Annotated in this window: 28 protein-coding genes, 2 pseudogenes and 1 riboswitch; of the genes and pseudogenes, 7 read left to right on the top strand and 23 right to left on the bottom strand. The window is 38.5% G+C overall.

Going from position 1 to position 26,678, the window contains the following annotated elements; genetic code table 11:
• Window positions 1–22: 22 nt before the first annotated feature.
• On the bottom strand, window positions 23–610 hold the full coding sequence (locus LQ50_RS17680) for a cob(I)yrinic acid a,c-diamide adenosyltransferase (protein ID WP_034631779.1): 588 nt from the start codon (window positions 608–610) through the stop codon (window positions 23–25).
• A gap of 230 nt (window positions 611–840) precedes the next feature.
• Window positions 841–1,026: riboswitch (cobalamin riboswitch) on the top strand.
• A gap of 127 nt (window positions 1,027–1,153) precedes the next feature.
• Between LQ50_RS17680 and metE the strand changes: the two are divergent.
• Window positions 1,154–3,425 (top strand): annotated as a pseudogene (metE, locus tag LQ50_RS17675) (5-methyltetrahydropteroyltriglutamate--homocysteine S-methyltransferase).
• 10 nt (window positions 3,426–3,435) lie between these two features.
• Window positions 3,436–3,609: a hypothetical protein gene (locus LQ50_RS25515; protein ID WP_161784697.1), complete on the top strand. Its 174-nt coding sequence runs from the start codon at window positions 3,436–3,438 to the stop codon at window positions 3,607–3,609.
• 48 nt (window positions 3,610–3,657) lie between these two features.
• On the opposite strand, the gene LQ50_RS17670 is transcribed toward LQ50_RS25515, so the two are convergent.
• The 10 genes from LQ50_RS17670 to LQ50_RS17625 all read right to left on the bottom strand — a co-directional run bounded on the left by LQ50_RS17670 (window position 3,658) and on the right by LQ50_RS17625 (window position 14,631).
• A complete protein-coding gene (locus LQ50_RS17670) occupies window positions 3,658–5,436 on the bottom strand; it encodes an ATP-binding protein (protein WP_034631778.1) in 1,779 nt (592 codons plus the stop codon).
• Between the two features lie 2 nt (window positions 5,437–5,438).
• On the bottom strand, window positions 5,439–6,152 hold the full coding sequence (locus LQ50_RS17665; RefSeq protein WP_034631777.1) for a response regulator: 714 nt from the start codon (window positions 6,150–6,152) through the stop codon (window positions 5,439–5,441).
• Window positions 6,153–6,317: 165 nt separating this feature from the next.
• On the bottom strand, window positions 6,318–7,508 hold the full coding sequence (gene ccsB, locus LQ50_RS17660; RefSeq protein WP_034631776.1) for a c-type cytochrome biogenesis protein CcsB: 1,191 nt from the start codon (window positions 7,506–7,508) through the stop codon (window positions 6,318–6,320).
• Between the two features lie 74 nt (window positions 7,509–7,582).
• On the bottom strand, window positions 7,583–9,211 hold the full coding sequence (resB, locus tag LQ50_RS17655; RefSeq protein ID WP_034631775.1) for a cytochrome c biogenesis protein ResB: 1,629 nt from the start codon (window positions 9,209–9,211) through the stop codon (window positions 7,583–7,585).
• A gap of 15 nt (window positions 9,212–9,226) precedes the next feature.
• On the bottom strand, window positions 9,227–9,754 hold the full coding sequence (resA, locus tag LQ50_RS17650; protein ID WP_034631773.1) for a thiol-disulfide oxidoreductase ResA: 528 nt from the start codon (window positions 9,752–9,754) through the stop codon (window positions 9,227–9,229).
• A 79-nt stretch (window positions 9,755–9,833) separates the two neighbouring features.
• Window positions 9,834–10,562, bottom strand: coding sequence for a pseudouridine synthase (locus LQ50_RS17645; protein WP_034631785.1), 729 nt, complete (start codon window positions 10,560–10,562; stop codon window positions 9,834–9,836).
• A gap of 141 nt (window positions 10,563–10,703) precedes the next feature.
• The gene (locus tag LQ50_RS17640) at window positions 10,704–12,119 is read right to left on the bottom strand and encodes an NAD-dependent succinate-semialdehyde dehydrogenase (RefSeq protein ID WP_034631772.1); all 1,416 of its coding nucleotides are present in this window, start codon (window positions 12,117–12,119) and stop codon (window positions 10,704–10,706) included.
• A 243-nt stretch (window positions 12,120–12,362) separates the two neighbouring features.
• Window positions 12,363–12,896 carry a spore maturation protein gene (locus LQ50_RS17635; RefSeq protein WP_034631771.1) on the bottom strand — a complete coding sequence of 178 codons (534 nt, stop codon included), beginning with the start codon at window positions 12,894–12,896 and terminating at the stop codon, window positions 12,363–12,365.
• Window positions 12,897–13,490 carry a nucleoside recognition domain-containing protein gene (locus LQ50_RS17630; RefSeq protein ID WP_034631769.1) on the bottom strand — a complete coding sequence of 198 codons (594 nt, stop codon included), beginning with the start codon at window positions 13,488–13,490 and terminating at the stop codon, window positions 12,897–12,899.
• On the bottom strand, window positions 13,483–14,631 hold the full coding sequence (locus LQ50_RS17625) for a D-alanyl-D-alanine carboxypeptidase family protein (protein ID WP_034631768.1): 1,149 nt from the start codon (window positions 14,629–14,631) through the stop codon (window positions 13,483–13,485). Before LQ50_RS17625 ends, LQ50_RS17630 begins: the two co-directional genes overlap by 8 nt.
• Window positions 14,632–14,842: 211 nt before the next feature.
• On the opposite strand from LQ50_RS17625, the gene LQ50_RS17620 reads away from it, so the two are divergent.
• On the top strand, window positions 14,843–15,556 hold the full coding sequence (locus tag LQ50_RS17620) for a DUF421 domain-containing protein (RefSeq protein ID WP_034631767.1): 714 nt from the start codon (window positions 14,843–14,845) through the stop codon (window positions 15,554–15,556).
• Between the two features lie 280 nt (window positions 15,557–15,836).
• Here LQ50_RS17620 and LQ50_RS17615 read toward each other — a convergent pair whose 3' ends face one another.
• From LQ50_RS17615 to LQ50_RS17580, 8 genes and pseudogenes are all read right to left on the bottom strand, one after another.
• Window positions 15,837–16,697, bottom strand: a complete 861-nt coding sequence (locus tag LQ50_RS17615) for a DUF421 domain-containing protein (RefSeq protein WP_034631765.1) — start codon at window positions 16,695–16,697, stop codon at window positions 15,837–15,839.
• Between the two features lie 14 nt (window positions 16,698–16,711).
• Window positions 16,712–16,918 carry a DUF1657 domain-containing protein gene (locus tag LQ50_RS17610; protein WP_034631763.1) on the bottom strand — a complete coding sequence of 69 codons (207 nt, stop codon included), beginning with the start codon at window positions 16,916–16,918 and terminating at the stop codon, window positions 16,712–16,714.
• 13 nt (window positions 16,919–16,931) lie between these two features.
• Window positions 16,932–17,282, bottom strand: coding sequence for a stage V sporulation protein AE (gene spoVAE / locus LQ50_RS17605; protein ID WP_034631761.1), 351 nt, complete (start codon window positions 17,280–17,282; stop codon window positions 16,932–16,934).
• A complete protein-coding gene (gene spoVAD / locus LQ50_RS17600) occupies window positions 17,282–18,295 on the bottom strand; it encodes a stage V sporulation protein AD (protein ID WP_034631759.1) in 1,014 nt (337 codons plus the stop codon). The genes spoVAE and spoVAD overlap by 1 nt, the downstream gene beginning before the upstream one ends.
• 3 nt (window positions 18,296–18,298) lie before the next feature.
• Window positions 18,299–18,760: pseudogene (spoVAC, locus tag LQ50_RS17595) on the bottom strand (stage V sporulation protein AC); the annotation flags it as partial.
• A gap of 32 nt (window positions 18,761–18,792) precedes the next feature.
• Window positions 18,793–19,230 (bottom strand): hypothetical protein, encoded by a 438-nt coding sequence (locus LQ50_RS17590; RefSeq protein WP_152608249.1) that lies wholly within the window; start codon window positions 19,228–19,230, stop codon window positions 18,793–18,795.
• Window positions 19,231–19,406: 176 nt separating this feature from the next.
• The gene (locus tag LQ50_RS17585; protein WP_034631757.1) at window positions 19,407–19,610 is read right to left on the bottom strand and encodes a DUF1657 domain-containing protein; all 204 of its coding nucleotides are present in this window, start codon (window positions 19,608–19,610) and stop codon (window positions 19,407–19,409) included.
• An 85-nt stretch (window positions 19,611–19,695) separates the two neighbouring features.
• Window positions 19,696–19,899, bottom strand: coding sequence for a DUF1657 domain-containing protein (locus tag LQ50_RS17580; RefSeq protein ID WP_034631755.1), 204 nt, complete (start codon window positions 19,897–19,899; stop codon window positions 19,696–19,698).
• Between the two features lie 153 nt (window positions 19,900–20,052).
• On the opposite strand from LQ50_RS17580, the gene LQ50_RS17575 reads away from it, so the two are divergent.
• Genes LQ50_RS17575 through LQ50_RS17565 form a run of 3 tightly spaced genes read left to right on the top strand, consistent with a single transcriptional unit; the run spans window position 20,053 to window position 22,916 of the window.
• Window positions 20,053–20,583, top strand: coding sequence for a hypothetical protein (locus LQ50_RS17575; RefSeq protein ID WP_034631754.1), 531 nt, complete (start codon window positions 20,053–20,055; stop codon window positions 20,581–20,583).
• 59 nt (window positions 20,584–20,642) lie between these two features.
• Complete coding sequence (locus LQ50_RS17570) at window positions 20,643–21,323, top strand: DUF421 domain-containing protein (RefSeq protein WP_034631752.1); 681 nt, start codon at window positions 20,643–20,645, stop codon at window positions 21,321–21,323.
• Window positions 21,324–21,341: 18 nt separating this feature from the next.
• A complete protein-coding gene (locus LQ50_RS17565) occupies window positions 21,342–22,916 on the top strand; it encodes an alkaline phosphatase family protein (protein ID WP_034631781.1) in 1,575 nt (524 codons plus the stop codon).
• Between the two features lie 64 nt (window positions 22,917–22,980).
• Here the strand turns inward: LQ50_RS17565 and LQ50_RS17560 are convergent, their stop codons facing one another.
• From LQ50_RS17560 to LQ50_RS17550, 3 genes are all read right to left on the bottom strand, one after another.
• Window positions 22,981–23,883 (bottom strand): superoxide dismutase, encoded by a 903-nt coding sequence (locus LQ50_RS17560; protein WP_034631750.1) that lies wholly within the window; start codon window positions 23,881–23,883, stop codon window positions 22,981–22,983.
• Between the two features lie 96 nt (window positions 23,884–23,979).
• Window positions 23,980–24,561, bottom strand: a complete 582-nt coding sequence (gene scpB / locus LQ50_RS17555) for an SMC-Scp complex subunit ScpB (protein WP_034631749.1) — start codon at window positions 24,559–24,561, stop codon at window positions 23,980–23,982.
• Window positions 24,558–25,325: a segregation/condensation protein A gene (locus LQ50_RS17550; RefSeq protein ID WP_034631747.1), complete on the bottom strand. Its 768-nt coding sequence runs from the start codon at window positions 25,323–25,325 to the stop codon at window positions 24,558–24,560. Before LQ50_RS17550 ends, scpB begins: the two co-directional genes overlap by 4 nt.
• A 183-nt stretch (window positions 25,326–25,508) precedes the next feature.
• Here LQ50_RS17550 and LQ50_RS17545 point away from each other — a divergent pair, with 183 nt between their 5' ends.
• On the top strand, window positions 25,509–26,036 hold the full coding sequence (locus LQ50_RS17545) for a DUF309 domain-containing protein (protein WP_034631745.1): 528 nt from the start codon (window positions 25,509–25,511) through the stop codon (window positions 26,034–26,036).
• 27 nt (window positions 26,037–26,063) lie between these two features.
• Here LQ50_RS17545 and LQ50_RS17540 read toward each other — a convergent pair whose 3' ends face one another.
• A complete protein-coding gene (locus LQ50_RS17540) occupies window positions 26,064–26,417 on the bottom strand; it encodes a GNAT family N-acetyltransferase (RefSeq protein WP_034631743.1) in 354 nt (117 codons plus the stop codon).
• Window positions 26,418–26,678: the final 261 nt, after the last annotated feature.

Raw genomic sequence — 26,678 nt, 5'->3', positions numbered from 1 at the left:
CTTTTACAGTGCCTTCTTCTAGTTATTGTTCTTTCTTGCGATTGCCTCCCTTAAACACAATCGCACTCCGTTCATATTCTACATCCCCTACCCCTAGCCTAGCATTCACTACTCGGGCAATCGCAAAGAAATAATCAGATAAGCGATTTAAATACTTTAGAACAATTGGATTCACTTCCTCATTACGCTGGAGTCTTGCTACATATCGCTCCGCTCTCCTTGTCACCGTACGGCACACATGAAGTGTAGCGGCTGCTTCTGCTCCACCAGGTAAGATAAACCGTTCTAATTTTGGAGCTTCTTCAATATAGACATCAATTCGTTCTTCTAAGAAATCAATCATTTCTTGTTTAGCTTTGTAAGGGTAATCTTTTGTTGATTTGATCATTGCTAAATCTCCACCACAATCAAACAGTTCATGCTGAATTTTTATCAATTCCATTTTTATATCAGAAAATTGATTTTCATTTAATTGCGCCACCGCCTGACCGATAAATGAATTCAATTCGTCTGTTGTTCCATATGCAATAACCCGTGTATCATCTTTATAAAGCCTTCCTCCTATTACACTTGTTTTGCCTTCATCCCCAGTTCGAGTATATAGTTTCATCTAAATTCCTCCTTTAGTGTATTTGTTATCCCAGTATATTTAAACCCATTTATGAAACCGCTTTGTTAAGAAATATGTATGCTTTAAAAACAACAATAGACAGCATTCGTTCTTACTAGTATACATGATTTGTTCTTTCAATTTCACATGATTGCAATAGAATTTTTTATCATATGAAAATTAAAAAAACTGTTGACAATAAGCTCCCTATTAAGCTAAAGTTTAAAACAATTTCATATGTTGAAAATAGGTACTTTGAATTTGATTCAAAGTTTAAAAGGGAATCCGGTGTAAATCCGGAGCGGTCCCGCCACTGTATTAGAGGAGTTATCATGAAAGTGTCACTGGCTAAGCTGGGAAGACCATGATGACGTTGATTCTAGAGCCAGGAGACCTGCCTATTTTAACAACACTGCTTTACCTACGGGAGATAGGGAGGTGTTAACAATATATCATTGATTTTCTATGGATATCGTTACCCTTTTTTCGGTAATGATATCCATTTTTTCGTCTTACTCTAACAATATTTAGGAGGTTTATTTTATGAAATCAATAAAAAGTAGTAACTTGGGTTATCCACGCATTGGAGAAAATCGCGAATGGAAGAAAACATTAGAAGCATTTTGGGCTTCATCCATCAATGAGGATACTTTTTTAACACAGATGAAAAAATACCGATTGAACCATCTTAAGAAGCAACAAGAAAAAGGGGTTGACCTCATTCCTGTTGGTGATTTCACTTATTATGATCACGTCCTTGATACAGCTTCTATGTTTGGACTCGTACCAAAACGATTTGAACATCAAGCTGGTCCCATTTCATTGTCAACTTACTTTGCCATGGCCCGTGGCAACCAAGAAGCTCATGCTTGCGAGATGACAAAATGGTTTGATACAAATTATCATTACATCGTTCCAGAATTCGAAGAAAAAGAACCAGTATTAGTTGAAAACAAACCTCTTAAGGCCTTCTTAGAAGCAAAAAAATGAATTAAATATAATTGGAAAACCAGTTATTCTTGGGCCATTTACATTCTTAAAGCTCTCAAAAGGCTATAAAGAAGATGACTTTGCTCGTGTCTTAAGCAGCTTTGTCCCACTCTATATACAGTTATTATCTGAATTAGCTGATGCTGGTGCCGAATTCGTACAAGTTGATGAACCATATCTTGTAATGGATATGACAAATGAAGAAATGGAGGTATTCTCACGCCTTTACGAAGAAATTTCATCAAATACATCCGTTCATATTATTTTGCAAACATACTTTGAGTCTGTTTCTCACTATGAAAAATTAGTAGGAATTCCCGTTAAAGGCATTGGACTCGATTTTGTCTATGGCTTAGAAGACAACATTGAAGCAATTGAGCAATATGGCTTTCCAAAAGATAAAATTCTAGGGGTAGGAATTATTGACGGTAGAAATATATGGAGAAGCAACCTTAGAGAAAGTCATCAACTTATAAGTAGGCTCAGCAAACATATACCGTTACAAAATCAACTTTTACAACCATCATCTAGCTTGCTACATGTTCCGGTTAGTTTAGCCCAAGAAACACACCTAGACCCTATTGTAAAAGATGCGTTAGCTTTTGGAGACGAAAAGCTTGAGGAGTTGCGTCTACTTCGAGATGTAGCTAATGACCCATCTCAAACATCGTTATTAACTCATCACCAAGAGACGTTTGAAAAACTAAATCAATCAAACTGGCGTGATAAGAAAGAAACCCCTTCTCTTCCTACGAAACGAACGCAGACGTTTAGCGAAAGATATCGAGTACAAAATCAAAAATGGGACTTACCACTTCTGCCAACAACAACGATTGGTAGTTTTCCACAAACAAAGGAGGTTAGAAGAGCGCGCTTTAGTTGGAGAAAAGGCGAAATATCAAATGATACATACGAGACTAACATCAAGTCTATGATTGAAAAATGGATTCGAATCCAAGAAAAATTAGACATTGATGTACTAGTACATGGCGAATTTGAACGCAATGATATGGTTGAATTTTTTGGTGAGAAGTTAAATGGATTTGCCTTTTCTAATAATGGTTGGGTCCAATCCTATGGCTCAAGGTGCGTCAAGCCCCCCATCATTTTCGGTAACGTTTCACTCGATCACCCTATGACGCTTAAAGAAACGCTTTATGCTCAGTCACTTACAGACCGGCCAGTTAAAGGGATGTTAACAGGGCCGGTAACGATTCTAAATTGGTCTTTTGTTCGCAATGACATACCACACCAAGAAGTCGCTTATCAAATTGCTGAAGCCTTACTAAAAGAAGTCCAATCCCTAGAGCATGCAGGAATTACCATGATTCAAGTAGACGAACCTGCTTTAAGAGAAGGTCTGCCATTGAAGAAAGAAAAGCATGAAACCTATCTACATTGGGCAGTTGAAGCATTCCGAATGAGCACGTCAGACGTGGCAGTAACGACTCAAATTCATACACATATGTGTTACAGCGATTTTAATCAAATTATTGAAGCGATCAAAGCGCTTGATGCAGATGTCATCTCCATTGAGACGTCTAGAAGCCACGCAGAAATCATCTCTGCATTTGAATCGACCGTATATGATAAAGGGATTGGCTTAGGTGTATATGATATTCACAGCCCTCGTGTACCAGCCGTAGAGGAAATGACATCAGTCATTGAGCGTGCACTGTCTGTTTTACCAGCAGAATTGTTTTGGGTAAATCCAGATTGCGGATTAAAAACACGTGGCGAACACGAAACGGTTGCCGCTTTAGAGATTATGGTGAAGGCGGCCAAAACGGTGCGAAACCAGCTAACTAAAGAATTGATTCGATAAGGAGTTGCAAATGAGATATGAACTGATCACCTTTTTAACTAAAACAAAAGATGAGAAAGTCATTCTTACCATGATTAAAAATATGGATCGCAACAGCTTAATGACCTTATTCCATTATCTCTCATTTACTGACGCGAAAACAAAAGAGCGATGGCTTACTGCATACGATAAGCTATCTTCGTAATAAATAGAAAAGGTGTTCCTGCTTAACAAGGAACACCTTTTCTTAACATTAAAGTTGAATATTTCTAGGAATGAAGAAAGAAAATGTCGTTCCTTCATTCATTTTACTATGAACAGAAATATGTCCTTCATGCGCATCTATGATATTTTTCGCGATGGCAAGTCCGAGACCTGTGCCTCCACGCCCTCTAGTTCTAGCCTTATCCGCCTTGTAAAAGCGTTCAAAAACATAAGGAAGATCCGCTTCTGGGATGCCTGTTCCTGTATCAACAACATCAAATTTGCATCCTTCATCATAACCACGTATCACAAGTTTCACTTGACCATTCTCACTGTGACGAATCGCATTATGCAGCAAATTTGTTAGCACCTGTTCGATACGATCAGGGTCACATATAATTGTTGTTACATCAGCCATGTCTAAAGAGACTTCAATTCCTTGCTCTCTTGCTAACCCGTGGAACTTCCGAATCACTCGTTCTGCAAAGGAGCGAACATCCAACTCCTCCACATTCAACTCAACATGCCCAGCCTCCATTCTAGCAATGTCGAGTAACTCATTCACTAATCTACCCATCCGAAGCGATTCATCATAAATAATTTTCGCTATTTCTTTTTTCTCTTCGTCCGAACCTGCAATATCATCAATAATAGCTTCACTATAACCTTGCAACATTGAAATTGGTGTTCGCAGCTCATGTGAAACATTAGCAATAAAGTCCTTACGAAGTTTATCATGCCTACGCTCTTCCGTCATATCTCGAAAGACAGCAACAGCTCCACGAATTTCCTTTCGGTCATATAATGGAGTCATTAAAACGGTCCAGCTTCTTCCTTGCATTTCTACTTCTGTCACTTGCTCTTTTTCAAGAAGGACCACTTTTTCAAACAAAGTTTGTAAAGTAGCTGGTAAGGGCTCATCGATCTCTTGCTTCATGCCCTTTTCATAGTACCATGATTGAATAAAGCGATCTGCCGGTGGATTAGTTAAAACAACTCGTCCTTTTTTATTTAATGTAATAACACCATCAGCCATACTTCCTAGAATACGAGAAAGCTGTTCTTTTTCTTGATTTAAAGCATTAATATTATTATTTAACTCACGTCCCATTCGATTGAAAGCAATCGCGAGATGACCAATTTCATCATGGGTAAGGATCGGTATTTTTGTATCAAATTTCCCTTGTGCCACTTCTAATGCGACTTCCCTCATTTTACGTAATGGCGCATTAATTCTTGTCGACAAGAAAAAGGCAAATATCGTTGTTAACACAAGGGCTATACCTGCGGAGAAATAAATAATTTGTCTTGTTTCATTAGAAGCTTCTTCAATAGCAGACAATGATTGATATAAAAAGACTGCCCCGTCATCAAAACGTTCAGAAGAAAGTGGAACGCCGACGATCATAATTTCTGAATGAACTTCTTCTCCATCTCCAATAAAGAGAAAGTCTCCTTCTGTCATCACAACTTGTTCCCCTGAAAACACTTGGGATAATGTCTCATCTGTAAAAAAAGTATCTAACGCCACTTGATGAGCTTCCGCTTCATCTGTACTCCACGTTTTTTCACCTTCTACAAGGATAATAATGTGTGTATCAAAAGCCCGTCCGTATTGATCAATCGTATAAAGAGCGTCCCTTTCATTTTCATAGCCTTCATACATAGAAGCAATCATTGTTGCATGATTCAAGAGTTGAGACTCTGCTTCATTTACATGAAACCTTTCAAATGATTGTAGCATTAACACCATTAAAATACTTAGGACTACTGATACTAAAGCTAATATAGTAAACCAAAGCTTTCCTACTACACTTCGCCAAAACATTCTTATTTCACAGCCTCAAATTTATAACCGATCCCCCAAACAGTGGAAATCATAGAGGCAGCTTCAGGTGATATTTTGTTTAGTTTTTCACGTAACCGTTTAATATGTGTATCAACCGTCCGTAAGTCACCAAAGAAATCATAATTCCAGACATCCTTTAACAATTGCTCCCTTGAGAACACTTTATCTGGGGATTGAGCCAAATAATGAAGCAATTCATATTCTTTTGGAGTTAAACTAATTTCTTCATCAGACACAGTTACCCGATGAGCGTCGTTATCAATCATCAAATGTTGAAACACAAGGACATCTTTAGTTTGTGTGTCCGTTTGCAAGAACTTTGTCGAAGACGAGCGTCTTAATAAAGCTTTTACTCGTAATATCACTTCACGTGGGCTAAATGGCTTCACGATGTAGTCATCCGTACCTACTTCAAAACCTTGAACGCGATTAGCCTCTTCCCCTTTTGCGGTCAACATCATCACAGGAGTAGCTTTTGTCTTTCTAAGCTCCTGGCATACTTCAATGCCATCCATACCTGGCATCATAATATCAAGTAGTATTAAGTCATACTCCACATCAAGAGCCATTTCTAATGCCTGTTCGCCATTCTCTGCTTCTTCTACTTCATAATTTTCACGCTCTAAGTACATTTTTAATAATCTGCGAATTCGATCTTCATCATCCACTACTAAAATACGTGCTTCTTTTTCCATTATACTGCCTCCTCAAACGACCTTATTATATGTATTTCATTTTACCACAAAATCACAAAATGGAAGAAAATCCTCATTAAGTCCTCCATCTATTAGAGGAGAAGCCTACTAAAAAAGGTAGTTTCTCCTTTTTCAGTAGGCCTCTTAATGATTTCTTCGAGCTTCTTACATGGCATATGAATGTAAACCTGCAATAACTAAGTTTACAAAGACAAGATTGAACATAATGATGGCAAATCCACCTACGCACAACCAAGCTGATTTCTCTCCATGCCAACCTTTTGATAATCGCAAATGCAAATAAGCTGCATAATAAAGAAATGTAATTAATGCCCACACTTCTTTTGGATCCCAACCCCAAAAACGTGTCCAAGCAATTTGCGCCCAAATCATTGCGAATATTAAACCACCAAGTGTAAATACCGGAAAGCCTATTGCGATGGCACGGTAACTTACTTCATCAACCGCTTGGGGACTAACCCCTTTAAGAAGCGGTTGTATGGCAGCTCCGATTCTCTTTCGCAATACTAGACGCAACAATAAATAAAGGATTAGTCCTGTAAGCAAAGACCAAAGAACTGTATTTAAATCATTAGCAACAATTACTGCCGGAACATTAAAAAATGGTGTCATGACCCCTTGTGTTAACAACTCACCCTCATGAGGACCTACAAGAGCAGGAAGCGTATAGGTCATTTCTGCTTCGGCATCATTTTCATTAATATATGCGAAATTCGCTTCGTAGTTTAATCCATTAAAAATCGAACCTATTAAGATAAAGCCTGCTAATGAAAGAAGGCAATACATGACAAATTCTAGTGAACGTGTTTGTATGTTCGATTTAGTAAAATCCAATGTACGAATTAAGTAAATCAATCCAGCTGCCATCCCAATTGTCAAAATTCCTTGTCCTAATGCAACGGTTATGACATGAATGGTTAACCAATGGCTTTGCAATGCCGGTATTAATGGAGCGACCTCTCCTGGAAACATAGAAGCATATGCAATGACTAACATGACAAGAGGCATTGTAAATAACCCTAAATAATTTGACCGATAAATAGCATAGATAATCACAAAAGCAAAACCAATAGCTATTCCAAGAAACGTCATATATTCAAACATATTACTTACTGGAGCATGCCCTGCATGAACCCAACGAATAATAAAATATCCTATTGAAAACAACGACCCTAAAATGGAGAAGATAAAACCAAATGTTCCCCATCGATTTCCACTCATTTCCCCTTGTTTGTTGCGCCATTTCTTTCCTGTTATAGAAACAGTAAAAGCAATGGTCGCACCAAGATAGAGGAAAAAGGCAATGTAGAGTAAATTTCCACTAAGTGATGCCACGTTTAAACCCTCCTCACAAAAAGGGTAGAGAATGTTCATTCCCGCTACCCACTTTTGTACACACTCTTTAATCTTTAATTTTTATCTTTCTCATCTTCAACTAATTGGTCTTTTGGAGATGAAATAGACGTATTATCTATAGAAAAATCGATATCTTTCCTAAGTGCCAAATAGTTTTTGTTCGTATGACCAGCAATCCAAACTTTTCCATCAATCTGTTGAAACCATATACGGCGATGAGCCCAATAAGAGCCTTGAACAAGACCAATCATAAAAATGATCCCACCAATGATAAGTAAAGGAAGCGTGAAATCCTTTCTTACAATTAACGCTGAAACATGTTTCGTATCAACATCAACAAACGTCATTTTATAATCATTTTCTCCCATGGGTTCAAGGTTTGTCCGGATACCAACGAAACTTACTTCTCCCTCTGGAGTTTCTGGCGTATACATATCGAATATAAACACAGGATTATCAGGTATTTGTGATCGAGTTGATGGAACATTGGAACTTGACATCACAAAATCTGGGAAATACTCTCTTATTTCAATTCTGTATCCATCCCCTAAATCATATGTAGGTTGCGGATCAAACAAATCAACCGTAATTTCCCCAAATGTCTCCCCCGTGTCCTTCTCTTCAAGTGTAAAAGTCATCGAGTTTAATTCATGGAGCTTATAATCCACTTGATATAGAGCAAAACTATCAAATTTCATTGGCTCATTTACCCGAATTTCTTTTCGATCAACTTCAACTAAATCTCCTTCAGCTCCTACAGCTCCTGTATTTTCACGTTCATATAATACCGCATTCGTTTGGTATGTTCTAACAACGGGTCCCCCCGCTCGCTGCATGGCTTCTCCGAATACTTCATCCTCTTCATCATAAAGTTCAATGATGAATTGTTCATTCCCAATATGGTACTGTCCACCTGTGGTTGGAACAACGGTCGTCTCTCCTTCTCTAATCCACATATGTTCATCAACATACATACCTGGAAAATAGCGAAGCATACATCCGATTAAAAAGATGATTAATCCAATGTGATTGACATAAGGGCCCCAACGTGCGAACCTATTTTTTTCAGCAAGTAGATTCCCATTTTCTTCTTTAACATTATATTTTTTCTCTATTAACCGCTCTTTTACAACATTAAATTTTTGATCTACATCCTCTACTTCAGATGTACCAAAAATACGCTGTCTTTTTAAGAAGTTTGCATGTTTCGTAACTCGTTGTTTCTTTAATGCACGGTAAAGTGGAAAAAAACGATCTATACTCGCTATTAAGATCGAAACCCCTAAACTGGCAATTAAAAGCATATACCACCAAGAGCTATATAAATTATGAAACCCTAATTGATAGTATAGTTGACCAGCTAATCCATATTCATCAGCGTAGTAATCAACAGGACTAACAGTAGGTGGAATATACATTTCCTGTGGATAAATTGTACCTATTGATGAAGCTAAGAGTGTGATTACAATAATCCAGATCCCAACTTTTACAGATGAGAAAAACATCCAAACTTTGTCTATCATCGTTGTTGTATAAGTTTGAGACCTCCTGGCCACCCCTTCATACTTCATATCTAGTAGCTTTTCTTGGTTGTCATTTGCTGCAAGTGGCTTCCCACACGATTCACATGCTATCGTTCCACGTGGGTTCACGTGACCACATTCACACGTCAATTTACTCATTTCCCCACACCTCAATTATGTTCCGGGCTTAATCTCTTCCATGAAATCTCGTACCATTTGCTCTGTCATACCACCTGTAAATACCCTTACGATTACACCATTCTCATCAATTAATACTGTTGTGGGTAACGGTCTAATCCCATATGCTTCAATCACATTCAATCCGTTATCAATTGCAATGGGGAATGTTAAGCCATGACGATTTGCAAATCGTTCAACCGTAAGTTTAGGCTCATTGGCATTAACGGCAATAATTTCAACGCCCTTCTCTTTATATTCAGCGTATAGTTCTTCCATAATCGGCATTTCTTTTACACACGGAGGACAATATGTTCCCCAAAAATTTAAGAAGACGCCTTTTCCTTTAAATTCCTCGAGCTCAATGCGTTCACCTTCTAAGTCATGCAATACAAAATTAACAGACAAATCCCCAGCTTTGGCTACACTCCGATCTGCCATGAAGTTGGAGTAGAATGTATAGGCAAGCGCTAAGGCGATAATCGCCAAAATACTTGATCTCATTATTAATCTTTTTTGTTTCAACAACAGATCCCCCTTCCTAAAACACCATACGCTATTTCCTCTATTATAACGTTAGAAACTGTATGTAACTATGGGAGCTTTATGACGGTTTCGTGACAGCTAATTCACGTAAATGCTTTACTTCAATCGGTTTAAGAGGTCGAACGTCGCCCGGGTTCATCCCTCTTAAATCAAGAAAGCTGTACTGCTCACGCTTCAATTTCATGACAGGGTGTTCAATCGCATCAAACATACGACGGACTTGGCGGTTTCTACCTTCATGAATAGTCAAGCGGATTATAGATGTTTGTTTCTTTTTATCTATTGACATCATTTTCACTTTGGCAGGGGCTGTTTTTCCATCTTCAAGCATGACACCATTTTGTAGTTGCTTTAACTTTTCTCTTGATGGAATGCCTTTTACTTTCGCTACGTATACTTTTTCCATTTTAAATTTAGGGTGCATCAGCATATTAGCAAAATCGCCATCATTCGTCAGCAAAATTAAACCTGATGTATCATAATCAAGTCTGCCAACCGGAAACACACGTTGTTCAATTTCAAGAAAGTCCGTTACCGTTTTGCGACCTTTTTCATCATTTACACTTGATATAACACCACTTGGTTTATACAGAAGAAAATAGACTGGTTCCTCCCGATCAATTGGAACACCTTCAACTTCAATTTCATCCTTGTTCGGTGTTACTTTCACCCCTAATTCTCGAACTACTTTGCCATTTACTTTTACTTTTCCATCAATAATTAATTGTTCTGCCTTACGCCGTGATGTTATTCCAGCTTGGGCAATTACTTTCTGTAACCGTTCCATCTCGTTCACCTCATGTACCATCATACTCTTCCAATAATGAATTCTCAAGCGAAAGAAATTTCAGCTATATTTTGATATAGAAAAACGCTATGGAAATTAGACACCTCTCCATAGCGTTCGTTGCTTATCATACCATTATGTTTAAATCCCAATTGAAATATACTTTGTCTCTAGAAACTCCTCAATACCGTGATGTCCTCCTTCTCTCCCTAATCCACTTTCCTTAAATCCTCCAAATGGAGCTTGAGCCACCGAAGGAAGAGCATCATTGACACCCACAATTCCATATTGAAGTGCCTCACTCATTAAGATTGCATTTGATAGATTCTGTGTATAAAGGTAAGCAGCTAAGCCAAAACGAGAATCATTGGCACGCTCAATAACTTCATCAATTGTTTGGAAGGTTGAAACTGGTGCCACTGGACCAAATGTTTCTTCTGTCATACAAATCATTTCATCAGTCACCCCAGCAATAACGGTTGGCTCATAAAACAATCCAGAAATTGGCTCTCCACCAATTAACACTTGAGCCCCTTTATTTTTTGCATCCTCGACCTGTTCTACGACCTTCGTAACAGCATCCTGATTAATTAGCGGACCGATGTCATTTCCATCTATAAAACCATCGCCAACTGATAAATCTCTCACTTTTTCAATAAACTTTGTTAAAAATGAATCAACGACATCTTCGTGTACATAGATTCTGTTCGCGCATACACATGTTTGTCCGGCATTTCGGAATTTGGAGGCAATCACTCCTTCTGCTGCTAAATTTAAATCAGCATCATTCATAACAATAAAGGGTGCATGGCCCCCTAATTCTAGTGATAGTTTCTTCACCGTGTCAGCTGCTTGTCTCATCAAAAGCTTACCGACTTCAGTTGAACCAGTAAAAGTCACTTTTCTAACGCGTTCATCCCTCATCCATGTCTCACCAATTTTTTTTGGATCCCCTGTAACTACATTAATTACCCCCGCTGGAATTCCTGCCTTTTCAGCTAATTTAGCTAAATATAATGCCGTTAAAGGTGTTTGTTCTGCTGGCTTGATCACAGCCGTACAACCAGAAGCAAGAGCTGGGGCGATTTTTCTTGTTATCATCGCTGCTGGAAAATTCCAAGGCGTGATCGCAGCAATGACACCAACTGGTTGTCTATGAACAAAAAGCCGCTTATTTGACGCTGAAGCTGGAATTGATTCTCCGTATATTCGTTTTCCTTCTTCTGCATACCAAGAAAGGAAACTATTAGCATATCCTACTTCTCCGATTGCCTCTTTTAACGGTTTCCCTTGTTCTGCTGTCAATAATTTAGCAATCTCTTCTGTCTCCTCTTTTATAAGTTCATGCCATTTCATAATGATTTCACTACGTTCATTCGCTGTCAGGCTGGACCATTTTGAAAAGGCTTCGTGAGCGGCGTCTACTGCCTGCTTCGCTTCTTTTTCCCCTCCTTTAGGTACTTTTCCCACTAACTTCCCATTAGATGGATTCACTATATCTATTTGTTCACTTAGTGACACCCATTCACCATTAATAAACAGATCCCATTTTTTCATATTGCCCCTCCTCGAAATTTCGAACTTTTCTTTCTTTTAATGAATATTTACCATAGTTTAGTAGACAAAGCAAGGGACGCATATGGCCTTTTATATCAAACATTACTAACCCCATTACTAATTTAATACCCTAAAAGATTGTTAAATAATCCGATTTCTCCGAAGTTATTCCACTCTTTTAGATAAATAAAGCAAAATGCTTCACTTCTTTTAAGAAGCCAAGCATTTAACATTCGCTATACCTTACATACCAAATACATACGTAACAATAAGAATAGAAGCAATGATGCCAACAATATCAGCAAGTAATCCGACTTTTAAGGCATCTCCCATTTTCTTTATTCCCACCGCTCCAAAATAAACCGTTAATACATAAAAAGTTGTATCTGTACTACCTTGCATTGTTGATGCAAGCCTCCCAATAAAGGAATCAGGTCCATAAGTGGCAATTAAATCGGAAGTCATCCCTAGCGCACCTGTGCCAGAAATCGGCCGAATCATCGCCAGTGGAACGATTTCTGACGGGACGCCAATGGCCAAAAGTGCAGGTTTCATTAATTCGATAAGAAAGTCCATCGCACCAGAAGCCCGAAAAACAGAAATGGCGACAAGCATCCCTACTAGATAAGGAATAATAGAAATCGCCATATCAAACCCTTCTTTTGCACCTTCTACAAACGTTTCATAGGTTGGAACCTGCTTGTACGTTCCATACATAAGGACAAACGCGATTAAGACAGGAATAAACCAAATGGAGATAATGGTGATCCATTCCATTTAAACACGCCCCTTCCTTACTCTCCTAAAGTAAAAATATCGATCAATTAATAAAGCACCAATTGTTGAACACGTCGTTGCAACAAGCGTGGTTCCGACAATTTCTGTAGGCGAAACGGAACCATAACTCATTCTGATTGAGATGACCGTTGTCGGAATCAAGGTAATACTGGCCGTGTTAATGGCAAGTAGCGTAATCATCGACCGACTCGCAGAATCTCGTCCACCATTTAATTCTTTTAATTGTTGCATTGCTTTAATTCCCATCGGTGTAGCGGCATTCCCTAACCCAAATAAGTTAGCCGTCATGTTTGATAATATATAACCCATTGCCGGATGGTTCGCCGGGACTTCAGGAAATATCCTACTGGCAATCGGACGCATGAGTTTAGCCAGGGCATTTAAGAGCCCGCCTTCTTGAGCAATTCTCATTAACCCAAGCCAGAAGACAAGGATGCTAATTAACCCAAAACAAATGGTGACCGCATCCTTAGCTCCAGCAAAAATCGCTTCATTTACTTCTTCCATTCGGCCATTGGCTGCACCAAAGGCAATTCCAATGACGAGCATCGCTACCCAAATTTTATTAATCACTACTTCTCACCCCAATAGTCAAAGAAAAAAGGTCGATAAAGCGAGTCCAAAATCCTCTTTTTTCTTCTATCTCTGGAGGGTCATATAATAAAGGAACCTGCCCAATTTCTTCATTCGCAATATACAATTCCACCTTGCCTACGGGTTGTTGTGGGATGTAATGATCCCTACGCTCCTCAGTCGGTGGTTTATAAAGAGTTACCTCCATTGAGAGTGCCTCTTGTTCTGATTGGGACAGTGGGTACTGGAATGAATATGGTGCATACACATGATCCTTATAAAATTCATCTTCAACGTCTTCGAATATTCCTTCTTCTATGATCACTTTCGAGTGATACGTTTCAAATGCCCAATTAAATAAGTTCATATGATCATGCCAGTCACTCGGTGCATTTAATGTAACAGCTATTAAATTCTCATCATCTTTTTCCGCTGTTGATACGAGAGTACGCTTGGCTCGTTTCGTATAGCCTGTCTTGCCCCCTGTTGAATATTTGTAAAGCTCTGTTAATAACCGATTTTTATTGTGCCAAACTCGGATTTGATCACCTTCTGAGCGATAGTTTTTTGTGGATGATATTTCGCGATACAATTCATTCCCCATCGCATATCGTGTTAAAACCCCCATATCATAAGCACTTGAATAATGATCTTCATGATCGTCAAGACCATGTGGGTTCTGAAACATCGTGTTTTCCATTCCTAGCTGTTCTGCTTTTTCATTCATCAAATAGACAAAGCCTTCAAGGCTCCCCCCGACATGTTCTGCAATTGCCACGGCTGAATCATTTCCACTTCGAAGCATTAATCCATAAACGAGATCCTTCAATTTAATCTCCTCGCCTGCACGTAAATAAATAGAAGATCCTTCTGTTCCTTCAGCACGTGATGAAACTTTTACCACATCCTCCATCTTTCCTGATTCAATAGCAAGAATGGCAGTCATGATCTTGGTAATACTCGCTATTCGAAGTGGCGTATGTTCGTTTTTCCCATATAAAACCCGTCCAGATTCCTGCTCAATCAGGACAGCTGCTTGAGCAGAAACCGAGAAGTTACGTTGCTCTGCGTTTGCATTAAGAGGCAATGTTGGAATAATCAATAACACAGCAATCAAAATAAGTCCAAGTTTTTTTCCCATTTTCTGATCCCCGTCCTGTCTTAATAATGTTATCTCCTGATGAGACACATACGTGCCTGTCTTTTTTCTTCTCTTACTAGCCAAGTCTATGCAGGACAACCAATGATATGACTGTGACATTGATTACCTGCATAACTAATAAGTTTAACTTTATTAAATAAGGAAATAATGAATGAAAAAATCAGGCTACACGAACATAGGGGGAAGTAGAATGCTAATAGATTTCGCAAACATAACAGGTCGAATCATAACCATTTTTCCCCTTCTACTAGCAACGACATTATTTATGGGAAAAAGATCGATTGGACAAATGCCTATTTTCGATTTTCTAATTTTTGTTACGCTCGCAAGTGTCACTGGAGCGGATTTAGCAGACCCTTCAGTGAGTCATATTCATACAGCTTATGCGATTGTGATCATCGGCATCTTGCAAAAAGCGATAGCAAAGTTAGCACTTAAACGAAGAACATTTGGCAAATTTATTACGTTTGAGCCAACTGTGGTCGTAAAAGACGGGCAATTATTAGTTCACAATTTAGAAACCATTCAGTTTACAATAGATAATATTCTACAACTGCTTCGTCAGAAAGATATTTTTGATATTTCTGATGTTCAGCTTGCCATCATTGAAGCAAATGGTGATATAAGTGTTCAAAAGAAGCCGAATAAATCAGCTCCAAACATTGAGGATTTGGGTATTAATAAGAAAAGTAGCGGAATGTCTTACCCAGTCATTATACATGGAGTTATCCAAGAGGAAATTTTAAAAGAACTACGTGTATCGAAGGAAGAATTTCGTCAAAGATTACAGCAGGAAGGAATCGCCCGGATAGAAAGTATTTTTCTTTGCACAATGAATGATGAGGGGGAACTACATCTTGCCTATACGAACAAAGATGAACAATATCAACGCATCCAACACTAATGAGATGGTACATTAAGCTTATTTATATGCAAATGACTTCCCACGGGTACGAGTCGCTGGAGCTCAGGTGGAACGAACATTTAGAGAACACATAAAACAGCCTTTTAATATTAGGCTGTTTTCGCAAAGGATTGTTGCGATTAACTAGTTTTCCTCTTAGTGAAATGGAGCGCAAGGGAACGAACATATGGAGAACTCGTCCTCCCCATAAAACAAATAGAACAGCCTATTATTAAAAACCCTTCGCTACCGAAACGAAGGGCTTTATCCCCAAAGTAGTTTACGATTTTGTAAATGGAGATACATGCTCATGTACTTGCTTCATTTGTTCAGCACACCATTTGTAACTTTGTTTTGCTTGAGGGTTTTCCGTATCTAACGTGAATGTTTCTAAATCGGCGATGACGCTTTTCAGATTGGCTTCAAGCATCGGTAATTCTGTAGGTTTAGGTACTTGCAAGGCATCATCAAATAAGTCTATAGTTAATTGACCGTATTCATCAATTTGAGCCATAAAGACATTTTCAATGATTGCATTCATTTTTTCTAACTCCGCCTTTAACCATTCTTGATTTAGCCCTCTTGTTGTCAATGGTTCATGTAGGACCTTTCCATCCATTACAACGGTCTCTGGTTCTTTGATTGGAGGAACCTGTTGATCGAGCATTTTTGCCGTGATTGGCTGTTGCTCTTTTTTGACAAGAACATTTAGTTCTCCATTACCTTCTAAAACCGCAAATTCAACATCAGCCACTTGAAAGACTTGTTTCCCTCTAAGTTTACGTAATAATTCGTCTGTGGATAAATGCTGTTTCTTCATATTATCTTCTAAAATCTTGCCATCTTTCATAATCGGTATTCCTTTTCCATAAATAAAAGATCTGAACGAGGCATTTTTAACACTTAACATCATGATTACAATTGCACCACCCGCCCAAACGATCAAGGCAACTAGTAAATACCCAACCGGAATAGTGAGCTGAATGGATCCAATAGCTAGGATTACGGCGACCGAGGCGATCAAACCAAACTCTAACTGTGAAGCTTCACCCAAAGGTTTACGAACGAACAGACGCGCCATAGCTATTAATAATAAGAAACCAATAAAACTTCGCAGTGCAACCTCAACCCATCCTAGCATTTAGCCCTCCTCCTTTATGTTTGTTGATAAGTTGGTTCATCAAATTCAATTTGACCCTTTCTTTTTTTAATTTCTTGAATTACCGTTCTTGTCTTTAACGCTCCTTGATGAAAGGCTTCGCGCGCTTTCGGTTCTTTTGTTTTTAACGCTAACGATGTTAATGTTGCATCAATAGACTGTAATGAAATGAGCAAACCTTGGACTTTGCTTCCAACTGTCATAAATCATTCTCCTTTATCCTTTTGGTCTAAATACTAATGATGCGAGGAAACCAAATATAATCGCTGCTGATATCCCTGCACTGGTTACTTCAAAAATTCCTGTTAAAACTCCAACAACGCCACTTCTTTCCGCTTCAGCCATAGCACCATGCACAAGGGAATTACCAAAACTTGTAATCGGAACTGTTGCACCGGCACCAGCAAAATCAATCAGTGGTTCATATAGGCCAAATCCGTCTAACACCGCTCCAGCTACTACTAGTGAACTCATTGTATGAGCAGGGGTTAACTTAAACACATCCATTAATATTTGTCCGATCACACAAATAAGTCCTCCGACAACAAAAGCTGTGATAAAAATCATTACATGCCACCTCCAGCTTCAAAGGATACAGCGTGCGCGATGCAGGGGATCGTTTCCTTTTGTTGAAAGGACATGGGGGATAATAAGGCTCCTGTTGCAACAATTAAAATCCGTTTTAATTCACCTTTGTTCATCCGATTTAGCAAATGCCCATATGTGACAGAAGCAGAGCACCCAGCACCACTTCCACCAGCAAGAACCGGCTGCCCTTCTCTATAAATCATTAAGCCACAATCTTGCAACGTTTCTTCAGGTAACTTTAACCCTTTTTGCTCAAGTAACTCTTTGGCAATTGGAAGTCCAATTTTACCTAAATCACCTGTTGCGACCAAATCATAATAGTCTGGGGGCAATCCCCGATCACGAAAATGTGAAACAATTGTATCCGCTGCCGCCGGAGCCATTGCTCCTCCCATATTAAATGGGTCAGACAGCCCCATATCGATAACTTTTCCAATTGTAGCTGACGTCACAACCGGCCCATCACCCACATCAGAAACCAGAGCAGCTCCTGAAGCTGTCACCGTCCACTGAGCCGTTGGTGGTTTCTGCCCTCCATATTCTGTTGGATATCTGAATTGCTTTTCTGTGGCCGAATTATGACTTGAAGCTGCAGCTATGATTCGCTTCGCACCTTTGGCATTTATAATAAAAGAAGCTAATGCTAATCCTTCCATAGAGGTAGAACAAGCGCCAAACAAACCAAAATAAGGAATGGCCAGCGTTCTCCCTGCAAAGCTAGAAGGCGTGATTTGATTAATGAGATCGCCAGCAAACATGAATTGAATATCTTCATTCCTTAGTTCTGCCTTTTCAATAGCTCTTGAAATCGACTCCTCCACCAATACTTTTTGTGCTTTTTCATAGGAGTCTTGTCCAAGCCATAAATCGTCATGCAATAAGTCAAAATCATCTGCTAGCTCTCCACTTGCTTCAAATGGCCCTCCAACTGTACCTGTTGACATAATGACAGGCCTGTTTTCAAATTCCCATGTTTGATGACCTTGTAACATGATTTACAACCCTCCCCACTGAATGAGAATCGTTTTAATAAGTGCAATGACAAAAGCTGCGACTGTCCCAAAAACGATCACCGAGCCTGCTAGTTTGAAAATATTACCGCCGACACCAAGAACATAGCCTTCTGTTCGATGTTCAATAGCTGCTGATGCTACAGAATTCGCAAATCCTGTGACAGGTACAGCCGTTCCACCACCCGCAAACTGAGCAAAACGATCATATACCCCAAAACCAGTTAATAATACAGAAATAAAAATTAAGGTTGCAACCGTCGGATCCCCAGCTGTCCGCTGTGTAAAATCAAAAAAAGTATAATAAAAAACATGAAGACCTTGTCCAATTAAACAAATAAAACCACCCACAATAAATGCTCGTATACAATTTTTCACTACCGGGCGTTTCAGCTCATGTTTTTTTTGTAACTTTTGATACTTTTCCTGAGCAGGAGTTAGATTTTTTTTGCTTACTAGACGACATGACTTCCCCCCCTTTACCCTCTCATCATCTCTTCAAGCTTTGATAAACGTTCTGTCAATCGCTTTTCACTGATTGTTTGATTTTTCAATTCCATTTCTAATTTTTCTAGCTCCATGAAAATTTTTTGATCTGTTGATAAAAATACTGTCGCTTCTGGGTATCGTTTTTTAACAGAATCAAATCCTGATTTCCTGATTTCTTTTAACCTAAAACGGTCGAAATGCTTAACTCTAGGTGCTAAATAGATCTTATCTTTATTATCTGTTACCCCTTTTATCTCGACAACTTCTTCCATTGAAAGAACAATTTCTTTCGCTTCATCTGCCTGTGCTTGATTAATGATCGCGTTTTGTTGTAATTGCATTGGTTTCACATCTGGTGTAGCTCCACTTAGTTGTTGACAACCTGCGAACAAACATAAGACGAATATTCCACTTATAAATCCTTTCACGGGTTACTCCTCCTTTTTCACATTTCTATGTAGTAAGGGGGCTTACTTTTCACATTGAGATAACCCCGAAGCTATGCGAATGCTCATTTTTCTTAAGCCTTGAAAGGAGTTCTTGCTCCTTTCAAGGCAAATTGTGACAGAGCTAAGTCAATTTTGTTCTGAGACAGCCTTTTACATTACTGTTTATATTGAGGCTCTTCTTGCTCAATTTCCTGTAATCTTGGTTCTAACCCATCAACCACTGATTGTGTTTGCTGGGCTGCTTGTTGGAACAACTGCTTTGCTTGTTGGTTTTCTGTATCAAGAGCAAATGTCTCTAAACTTGCTTGTGCACTCTTTAATCCGGCTAATGTTTGTTTGAATTTTGCTGCGACAGTCATCGTTTATACCCCTCTCATATGCTTTATTGTTAGAATAAGTAAATTGCCTGCAACTATGAGATACAATTTTTGTCAACTTCTTATCTTACTGCTTGTATTGAGGTTCTTCTTCTTGAATTTGCTGCAAGCGCGGTTCTAACCCATCTATAACGCTTTGAGTTTGCTGAGCCATTTGCTGATACAACTGTTTTGCTTGTTGATTCTCTGTATCAAGAGCAAACGTCTCTAGACTTGCCTGTGCGCTTTTTAACCCAGCTAATGTTTGTTTAAATTTAACTGCTACTGTCAATGTAGGTCCTCCTAAATTACGGTGTCTAATTATGAAGGTGATTCCTTCTTTAGTTAGGATGGAGTAATCATAAAAAAACTATAAGAAACAAATTTTGTAAAGCAATACGATGATTATGCTATATTGGGGTTAGCACATAATAGGAGGCTTCATATGATAGTTACTTTCATATTATATTTGCTTGTTTTCATACTGATTGGAATAGCATTAACCATTTTACGTATCCAAATCAAAGCTAGAAATGAGCTTCAATCTTTAAAGGAACAAATTGAAAAAGTCTCATCTCATTCATCCGAGTTTACTGAGTATATTCAAACTAGGCTGATCGATGAGAAAAAAGCACACCTTCTTGTTTTGATGTATGATATTCGGGACGCTGTTTCTAAGCAAAAAAATGATATACATGCCAATCTCATTATCAACACACCTCGTCATCACAACCTTTCTAATGCCGAACTAGCAAAAATGTTCTCAGCTGAACAAATTGGCACCATTCAACAATTTTGGGCTAGTTATACACGTTATTTACACTCGCATTGGATTGACCATGACGGAAAAGTAAAAACGATCTTTCGAGGTAATAAAGATGCTACAAATTCGGAACTATTTAGGCTTCACCATTCCTCTAACCTCCTCGTCAAGCAATTCGATCAGTTGCTAACAGAATTAAATTATTCCTCATAATCCCCCCCTTGTTCGCTCACACTATTAGATAATGTGATCACGAACAAAGGGGTAATACTGTGAATACGAATTTCATGTCCTTAACTTTAGAACTCTTTGTCGGTTTTTTTGCTCTGTTAGTCATGACCAAAGTTCTTGGGAAAAACCAAATCACTCAATTAACACCTTTTGATTTCATTTCAGCTCTCGTTTTAGGAGAACTAGTCGGAAATGCCATATACGATAAAGACATTGGTCTTCATTACGTTCTCTATGCAGTAGCCGTATGGGGAACGTTAATTTATACCATTGAAATGATTACACAAAAAATGCGAAAGTCTAGGCCATGGCTAGAAGGTACGCCTTCTCTTATTATTTCTAAAGGTAAAATTCAATATGAAGAGCTAAAAAAGAACAAACTAGATTTAGATCAATTGTTACACTTATTACGAGATAAGGGTGTCTTTTCTGTGCGAGAAGTTGAATACGGAATTCTTGAAACAAATGGAGCAGTCAATGTATTACGTAAGCAACCATTAGATTTCCCCATTAATCGCGACTTACAAATCCCTGCCAAACCAGTTCATTTGCCAGTCCTTCTCATTCTAGATGGAGAAGTAAATGAAGAAGGATTATCACACATAAATAAAGAGAAATCATGGCTAATAGACGAGTTATTGCATCGAGGAATTGCTGGTCCTTCTGCCGTCTTTTTTGCCGAATGGCAAAAAGGAGAAGGGTTTGAGATTCAGACGTATTAGAAATGGATGGTGATTCAAATGAGAACCATATTACTATACACCCTTATTGCCTGTTTGTTAGTAACTGGATGTCAACAAGATCGTCCCGAGGGCGCAACCTTGGCCCAATCGTCGAAATCGGGACCGCTTGAGAATTCAAAAAATGTCATTGTCATTGTTATTGATTCTATGACGAAACCTGTTATTGAAGAAACCATGGAACGTGGATCTCTCCCTGCTCTATCCTTTCTAGCCGATCGCGGGAAAGTTTATCACGATTTAGTCGCTCCTTTTCCATCTATGTCTGTCGCAATAGAAAGTACGTTAATAACAGGAACGTCCCCAAAAGAGCATAAGGTTCCTGGCCTTGTTTGGTATGATCCATTAGGAGATGTTATTGTAGATTACGGTTCTACGTTATCAAAGTATTGGAAATTAGGATTTAATGATACACTCATGAATACATTGGTTCACCTTAACTCAAACCATATATCACCTGAAGTTAGTACGATTTATGAGGATTTAAAAATAGATGGTCGAACAAGTGGGTCCATCAACCTTCTTGTCTATCGAGGCGATCAAACACATAGAGTTACTGTACCAGGATACATGAAATCGTTATTGCATTTACCTGATAAAATAGAAACAAAAGGACCTGATTTACTTGCATTTGGTCAAGCAATAAAACCCAAAGCAGTTGAAGGGGCTAAATTAGATGAAGGCATTTATCAAAAATTTGGTCTTAACGATTCCTATTCGGCACAAGTAACCTCCCAATTAATTAAAAAAAAGGAACAGCCTGATTTCCTTATGGTCTTTTTCCCAAATTATGATAAAGATGCCCATTATCACGGACCAGTTAGTCCTGAATACTTTGCAAAAACAGATGGCTACCTTCAAGAAATTTTAAATGCTTATGATAGCTGGGACGAGGCCCTTCGTGAAAATATCTTTGTCATTATGGGAGACCACGGACAAGTCCTACTAACAGATAAAAAAGAGGAAGCTGCTATTGAATTAGCACCTTTACTCATTCCTTACCAAGTAGCACCACTTATGGACGAACCATCTAGTGGTGATATTGTGATTGCAAACAACCATCGTTCAGCTTACTTGTATACAGTTGCACCTGATTTAGATTTTATAGACATCGCAAATCAACTACAGCAAGATAAACGAATCGATCATTTAGCTTGGCTTAATGGCAATGAATTAGTTTTGTATCGAGTAGGTACTCAAGGATATTTACGCGTTACGGAAGGTGGCGAGTGGTCCGATCAGTATGAACAAACTTGGTCTTTTGAGGGAAATGAACAAATTGCCGATATCGAAGTTAATGAATCAGATAGAACCATTAGCTATGGTGATTATCCCGACATCTTTCATCAACTGTATGGAGCCCTTTCTAGTCATTCTGAGACCATGATCGTGACGGCAAAACCTGGTTATACTCTGAAGTCTGAAGGATCTCCTGTGCATAACGAAGGTGGTGAACATGGTGGCCTGCATAAAAATGATACATTAACTTCAATTATTGTTTCTGGAACAGATAAAGAACTAGATGAGCGACGGATGGAAGCTCTAAAAGGTTATTTTTTACAGCTACTTGAATAAGGTAATGAATAAAATTGAAAACAAAGAGGTGCCCTTATCATCGGAGCACCTCTTTGTTACTGCACTATTTATAAGTTTCCCACTTTAATTGGCGTGCCTCAAGATAACGCTTTTCCACTTCTGGCCAATTTACGACATTCCACCAATTATTTATATAGGGCTTTCGTTCATTTTTATATTGTAAGTAATAGGCATGTTCCCATACATCTAGAACAAGTAATGGAATGATATCTTGTTGGCTCAGATTTTGATGTTTCTCAGCTTGAAGAATCTCTAATCGGTGTGTTCTCGGTGAATAGACTAAAAGGGCCCAGCCAACTGCCTCGACTTTTTCTGCTGCATTTGAAAAGTGCTCCTTCATTTTATTAAAACTACCAAAGTCACGGTTGATTTGTTGAGCTAATTCCCCACTTGGTCTACTGCCGCCACGAGGACTCATAACCTTCCAGAAAATCGTATGAAGATAATGTCCAGCCCCATTAAAAGCTGCTTCTCGCTCCCAATGTTTAATCAAATCATAATCACTTTTCTTTCGAGCTTTTTGCATTTCCCTTTCAGCTTTATTCAGGCCATCTACATAGCTTTGGTGATGCTTTTGATGATGAAGACGCATAATTTCCTCTGAAATATATGGCTCCAATGCGTTGTAAGCATACGGTAAGGGTGGCAATTTATGACCTCCAATTGGTACAGGGTCTAGTGTTACTGGTGATGTTTCTGCACGTGTAGGTACTAATTCCTCCCACCTTTTATAAACGTCATTAGCTAAGCTGTCAAAACTCATCTCATCACCATGTCCTCGTTGTTCGTTTGGATATTCACATTTATTAAGTAACGTTATCAATGAGTTCATAAACGGTTTAATCTTATCATATCCTACACGAGCTTCTACTTCGGAACCATATTGATTCCAGATGTTTTTGACCTCTTTGGCCCAGTCATAAATCGCTTGTTCATGTGCATTCACACTTCATTCCTCCTCTTAACATAGCAGTAACGTTCTATACTATGTTAAGAGGCGGTCTCTGTGTGTTTGTTTACGAAAAAAATATATTCACAACCTCTACTCCAACGTTTCTTCAAATTTCCTAAAAAATAAATCAGCCTCATCCTCCAGTGAATTCTCATCAATATTCTCAGGTAAAGGTGGCAATTCATCCAAACTTTTTAGCCCAAAATGATCTAAGAAAAATTTGGTTGTCCCATATAATATTGGTCTTCCAGGTCCGGGAGCACGATCTACTTCTTTTATTAACAATTTTGAGGAAAGCGTATGAATCGCCCGATCTGACTTCACTCCTCTAATTTCATCAATATCCATTCGCGTAATTGGCTGTCTGTATGCTACAATGGCTAACGTTTCAAGTGCTGCCTGTGATAAACTCGAATGAAGAGGAGAAGCCGCTAGCTTTTTGAAGTACGGTGCATGTTCTGGTCTCGTTGTTAGCCTAAACGCCCCGGCCATTTCAACAATTTGTAATCCGCGTTCCTGTTCTTTATATAACATTTGGAGGGAAACAATGGCTTCTTGGATCGTGTGAACGTCCATTTCCAGAATCGTTGCAACATCTTCTACTGTCATTCCTTCATCGCCAACTACAAATAATAACCCTTCAATGGTTCCATGAAGTTCTTGAATCTTCACTTACGAAACCCCTCCTCTATGCTGTAAATCATGATGTCTGAAAAATTCCCGGATTGCTCACAACGAATCGTTTTTGTCTTCATTAATTCTAAAATGGCAAGAAAACTTACAACTATATGGCTCCGTTCAGGGATAGGAAACAAATCATTAAAGCAACAAAATCCATTAAATCGTGACCTTAATTCTTTTACTATCTCCTGCATTCGATCTTCAATCGAATATTCTTGACTCTTGACTGTCGTCATACGGGGTGCTTTTAATTCTTTTCGCTTCATAAGCTTTTGATATGCACTTAACATATCAAATAAAGAAACACCTGATATCGCAATGTCACGCCGCTCTTCTTCTGAAATATACGGCTCTAAATCTTCAGGAGGACGTGTATGTACAAGACTTCGCTCTTGTTCTTTCTCTTTTAATTCTGATGCTGCTTCTTTGTATTTCTTATATTCAATCAATCGAAACATTAACTCATCTCGTGGATCCTCTTCCTCTTCTAGTTGCCACTCATCATCAAAAAGCTCCTCCTCTTGTTTCGGGAGAAGCATCTTGCTTTTGATTGCAAGCAACGTAGCAGCCATTACTAAATACTCACTAGCAATATCTAATTCAAGATCCTGCATAGCACGAATGTAAGCTAAATACTGATCCGTTATAACGGCAACAGGAATATCGTATATATCAACTTCTGCTTGATTAATTAAGTGCAAAAGTAGATCAAGAGGACCCTCGAATGTATCAAGCTTCACACTATAAGGATTCATCCAACCACCACTAGCTTAATATAATTATTGCTAGTGGAGATTATATCATACTTTACAGATGCGTGGAACATAGCTTCTGTTATAGAAAGAAAATCTATAACTTGATCTCATTTAATTAATGAGGATCATTTTCACATTTATGTTAGACTATACACAAACATATGACGTAGAAGGAGTTATTTAATGTACCCTACCGCTTACTTAGACTACCTTATATATTTTCACGTTGAGAGAGATTATTTTGAATGCCATGAAGTATTAGAAGAATATTGGAAGGAACATGACCCTAAAAATCGTTCATCCCACTGGGTTGGACTCATACAAGTTGCCGTTGGCCTTTATCATCACCGTAGAGGCAACATAAATGGTGCAAGTCGAATGTATGACAAAGCCATAAACATTCTAAAGAAAAACAAAGATGCTTTATCGAAACTCGGCATAAATGGCTCAGAATTAGAAAAAAGACTATTAGCTCAAAAGAAAATAGCAGCCACTTCTAACCATACTTTTGTCGATATTGATTTGCCAGTTGAGAAAGAAGAGGTCTTCCAAGCCTGTCAAAAGCGCTGTGAGCAATTGGGGGTAAATTGGAAATTCCACCACGATATTCATGAGGATATTATTCATAAACATACACGACGAGATCGGTCTGATATTATTTTAGAGAGAACCCGTAAACTAGCATTAAGAAATAAACAAAATCCTAAATAAGGTTCACCAAAAAGAAGAGAAAAACGCTTACACGCTTTTCTCTTCTTCCACACATGCGACCAAAAAACTTTTGGTGTCTTTTGTTGGTTTCAAATCGCAAGGAAGGATTTTCATCAACTCCTGAAGCATTGTTTTTCCAATTCCTTCCCTTCGGTGCGAAGGATTTACACAAAGGTGTTGCAAAAATGCCTCTTTATCCTCGACTGATATACCTAGAACACCAACAAAGTCATCTTCCTTCCACAAATACAGTTTCCAATCAGGATCATTTTCATAACGTTCCATTGTTTTTGTTAGTTTTCTAACATCTTTCTCCTTAGGCATAAAAGAAAGAAGCCCCATAGCAATTTTTTGATTCGTAGTTTTATAAGGTATGAGCATAATAGACCTCTCACATTCTAACTCAGGTGATGAGTTGTTATCGTATGCGCTTTCACCAACAATATTTTACCACAATTAAGCAGATTTCGTTTTATTTTTTTCAAATTTCTACGTTCTATTTTTACTATATGCAACTAACATGAAAATGGTTAGTGAACCATATTTACTTTACTAGCTTGGCCACCTGACGAATTAATTAATGAAAAATCAAAAAGAGCAACTAAAAAGGCCATCGTCTCATACACATGATCATGCGTATTG

Source organism: Halalkalibacter okhensis, from assembly GCF_000787375.1.
GTDB classification, from domain to species: Bacteria; Bacillota; Bacilli; order Bacillales; family Bacillaceae_D; genus Halalkalibacter; species Halalkalibacter okhensis.
The sequence above is the reverse complement of the archived record's forward strand: the minus strand, read 5'-3'. Positions and strand labels throughout refer to the sequence as shown.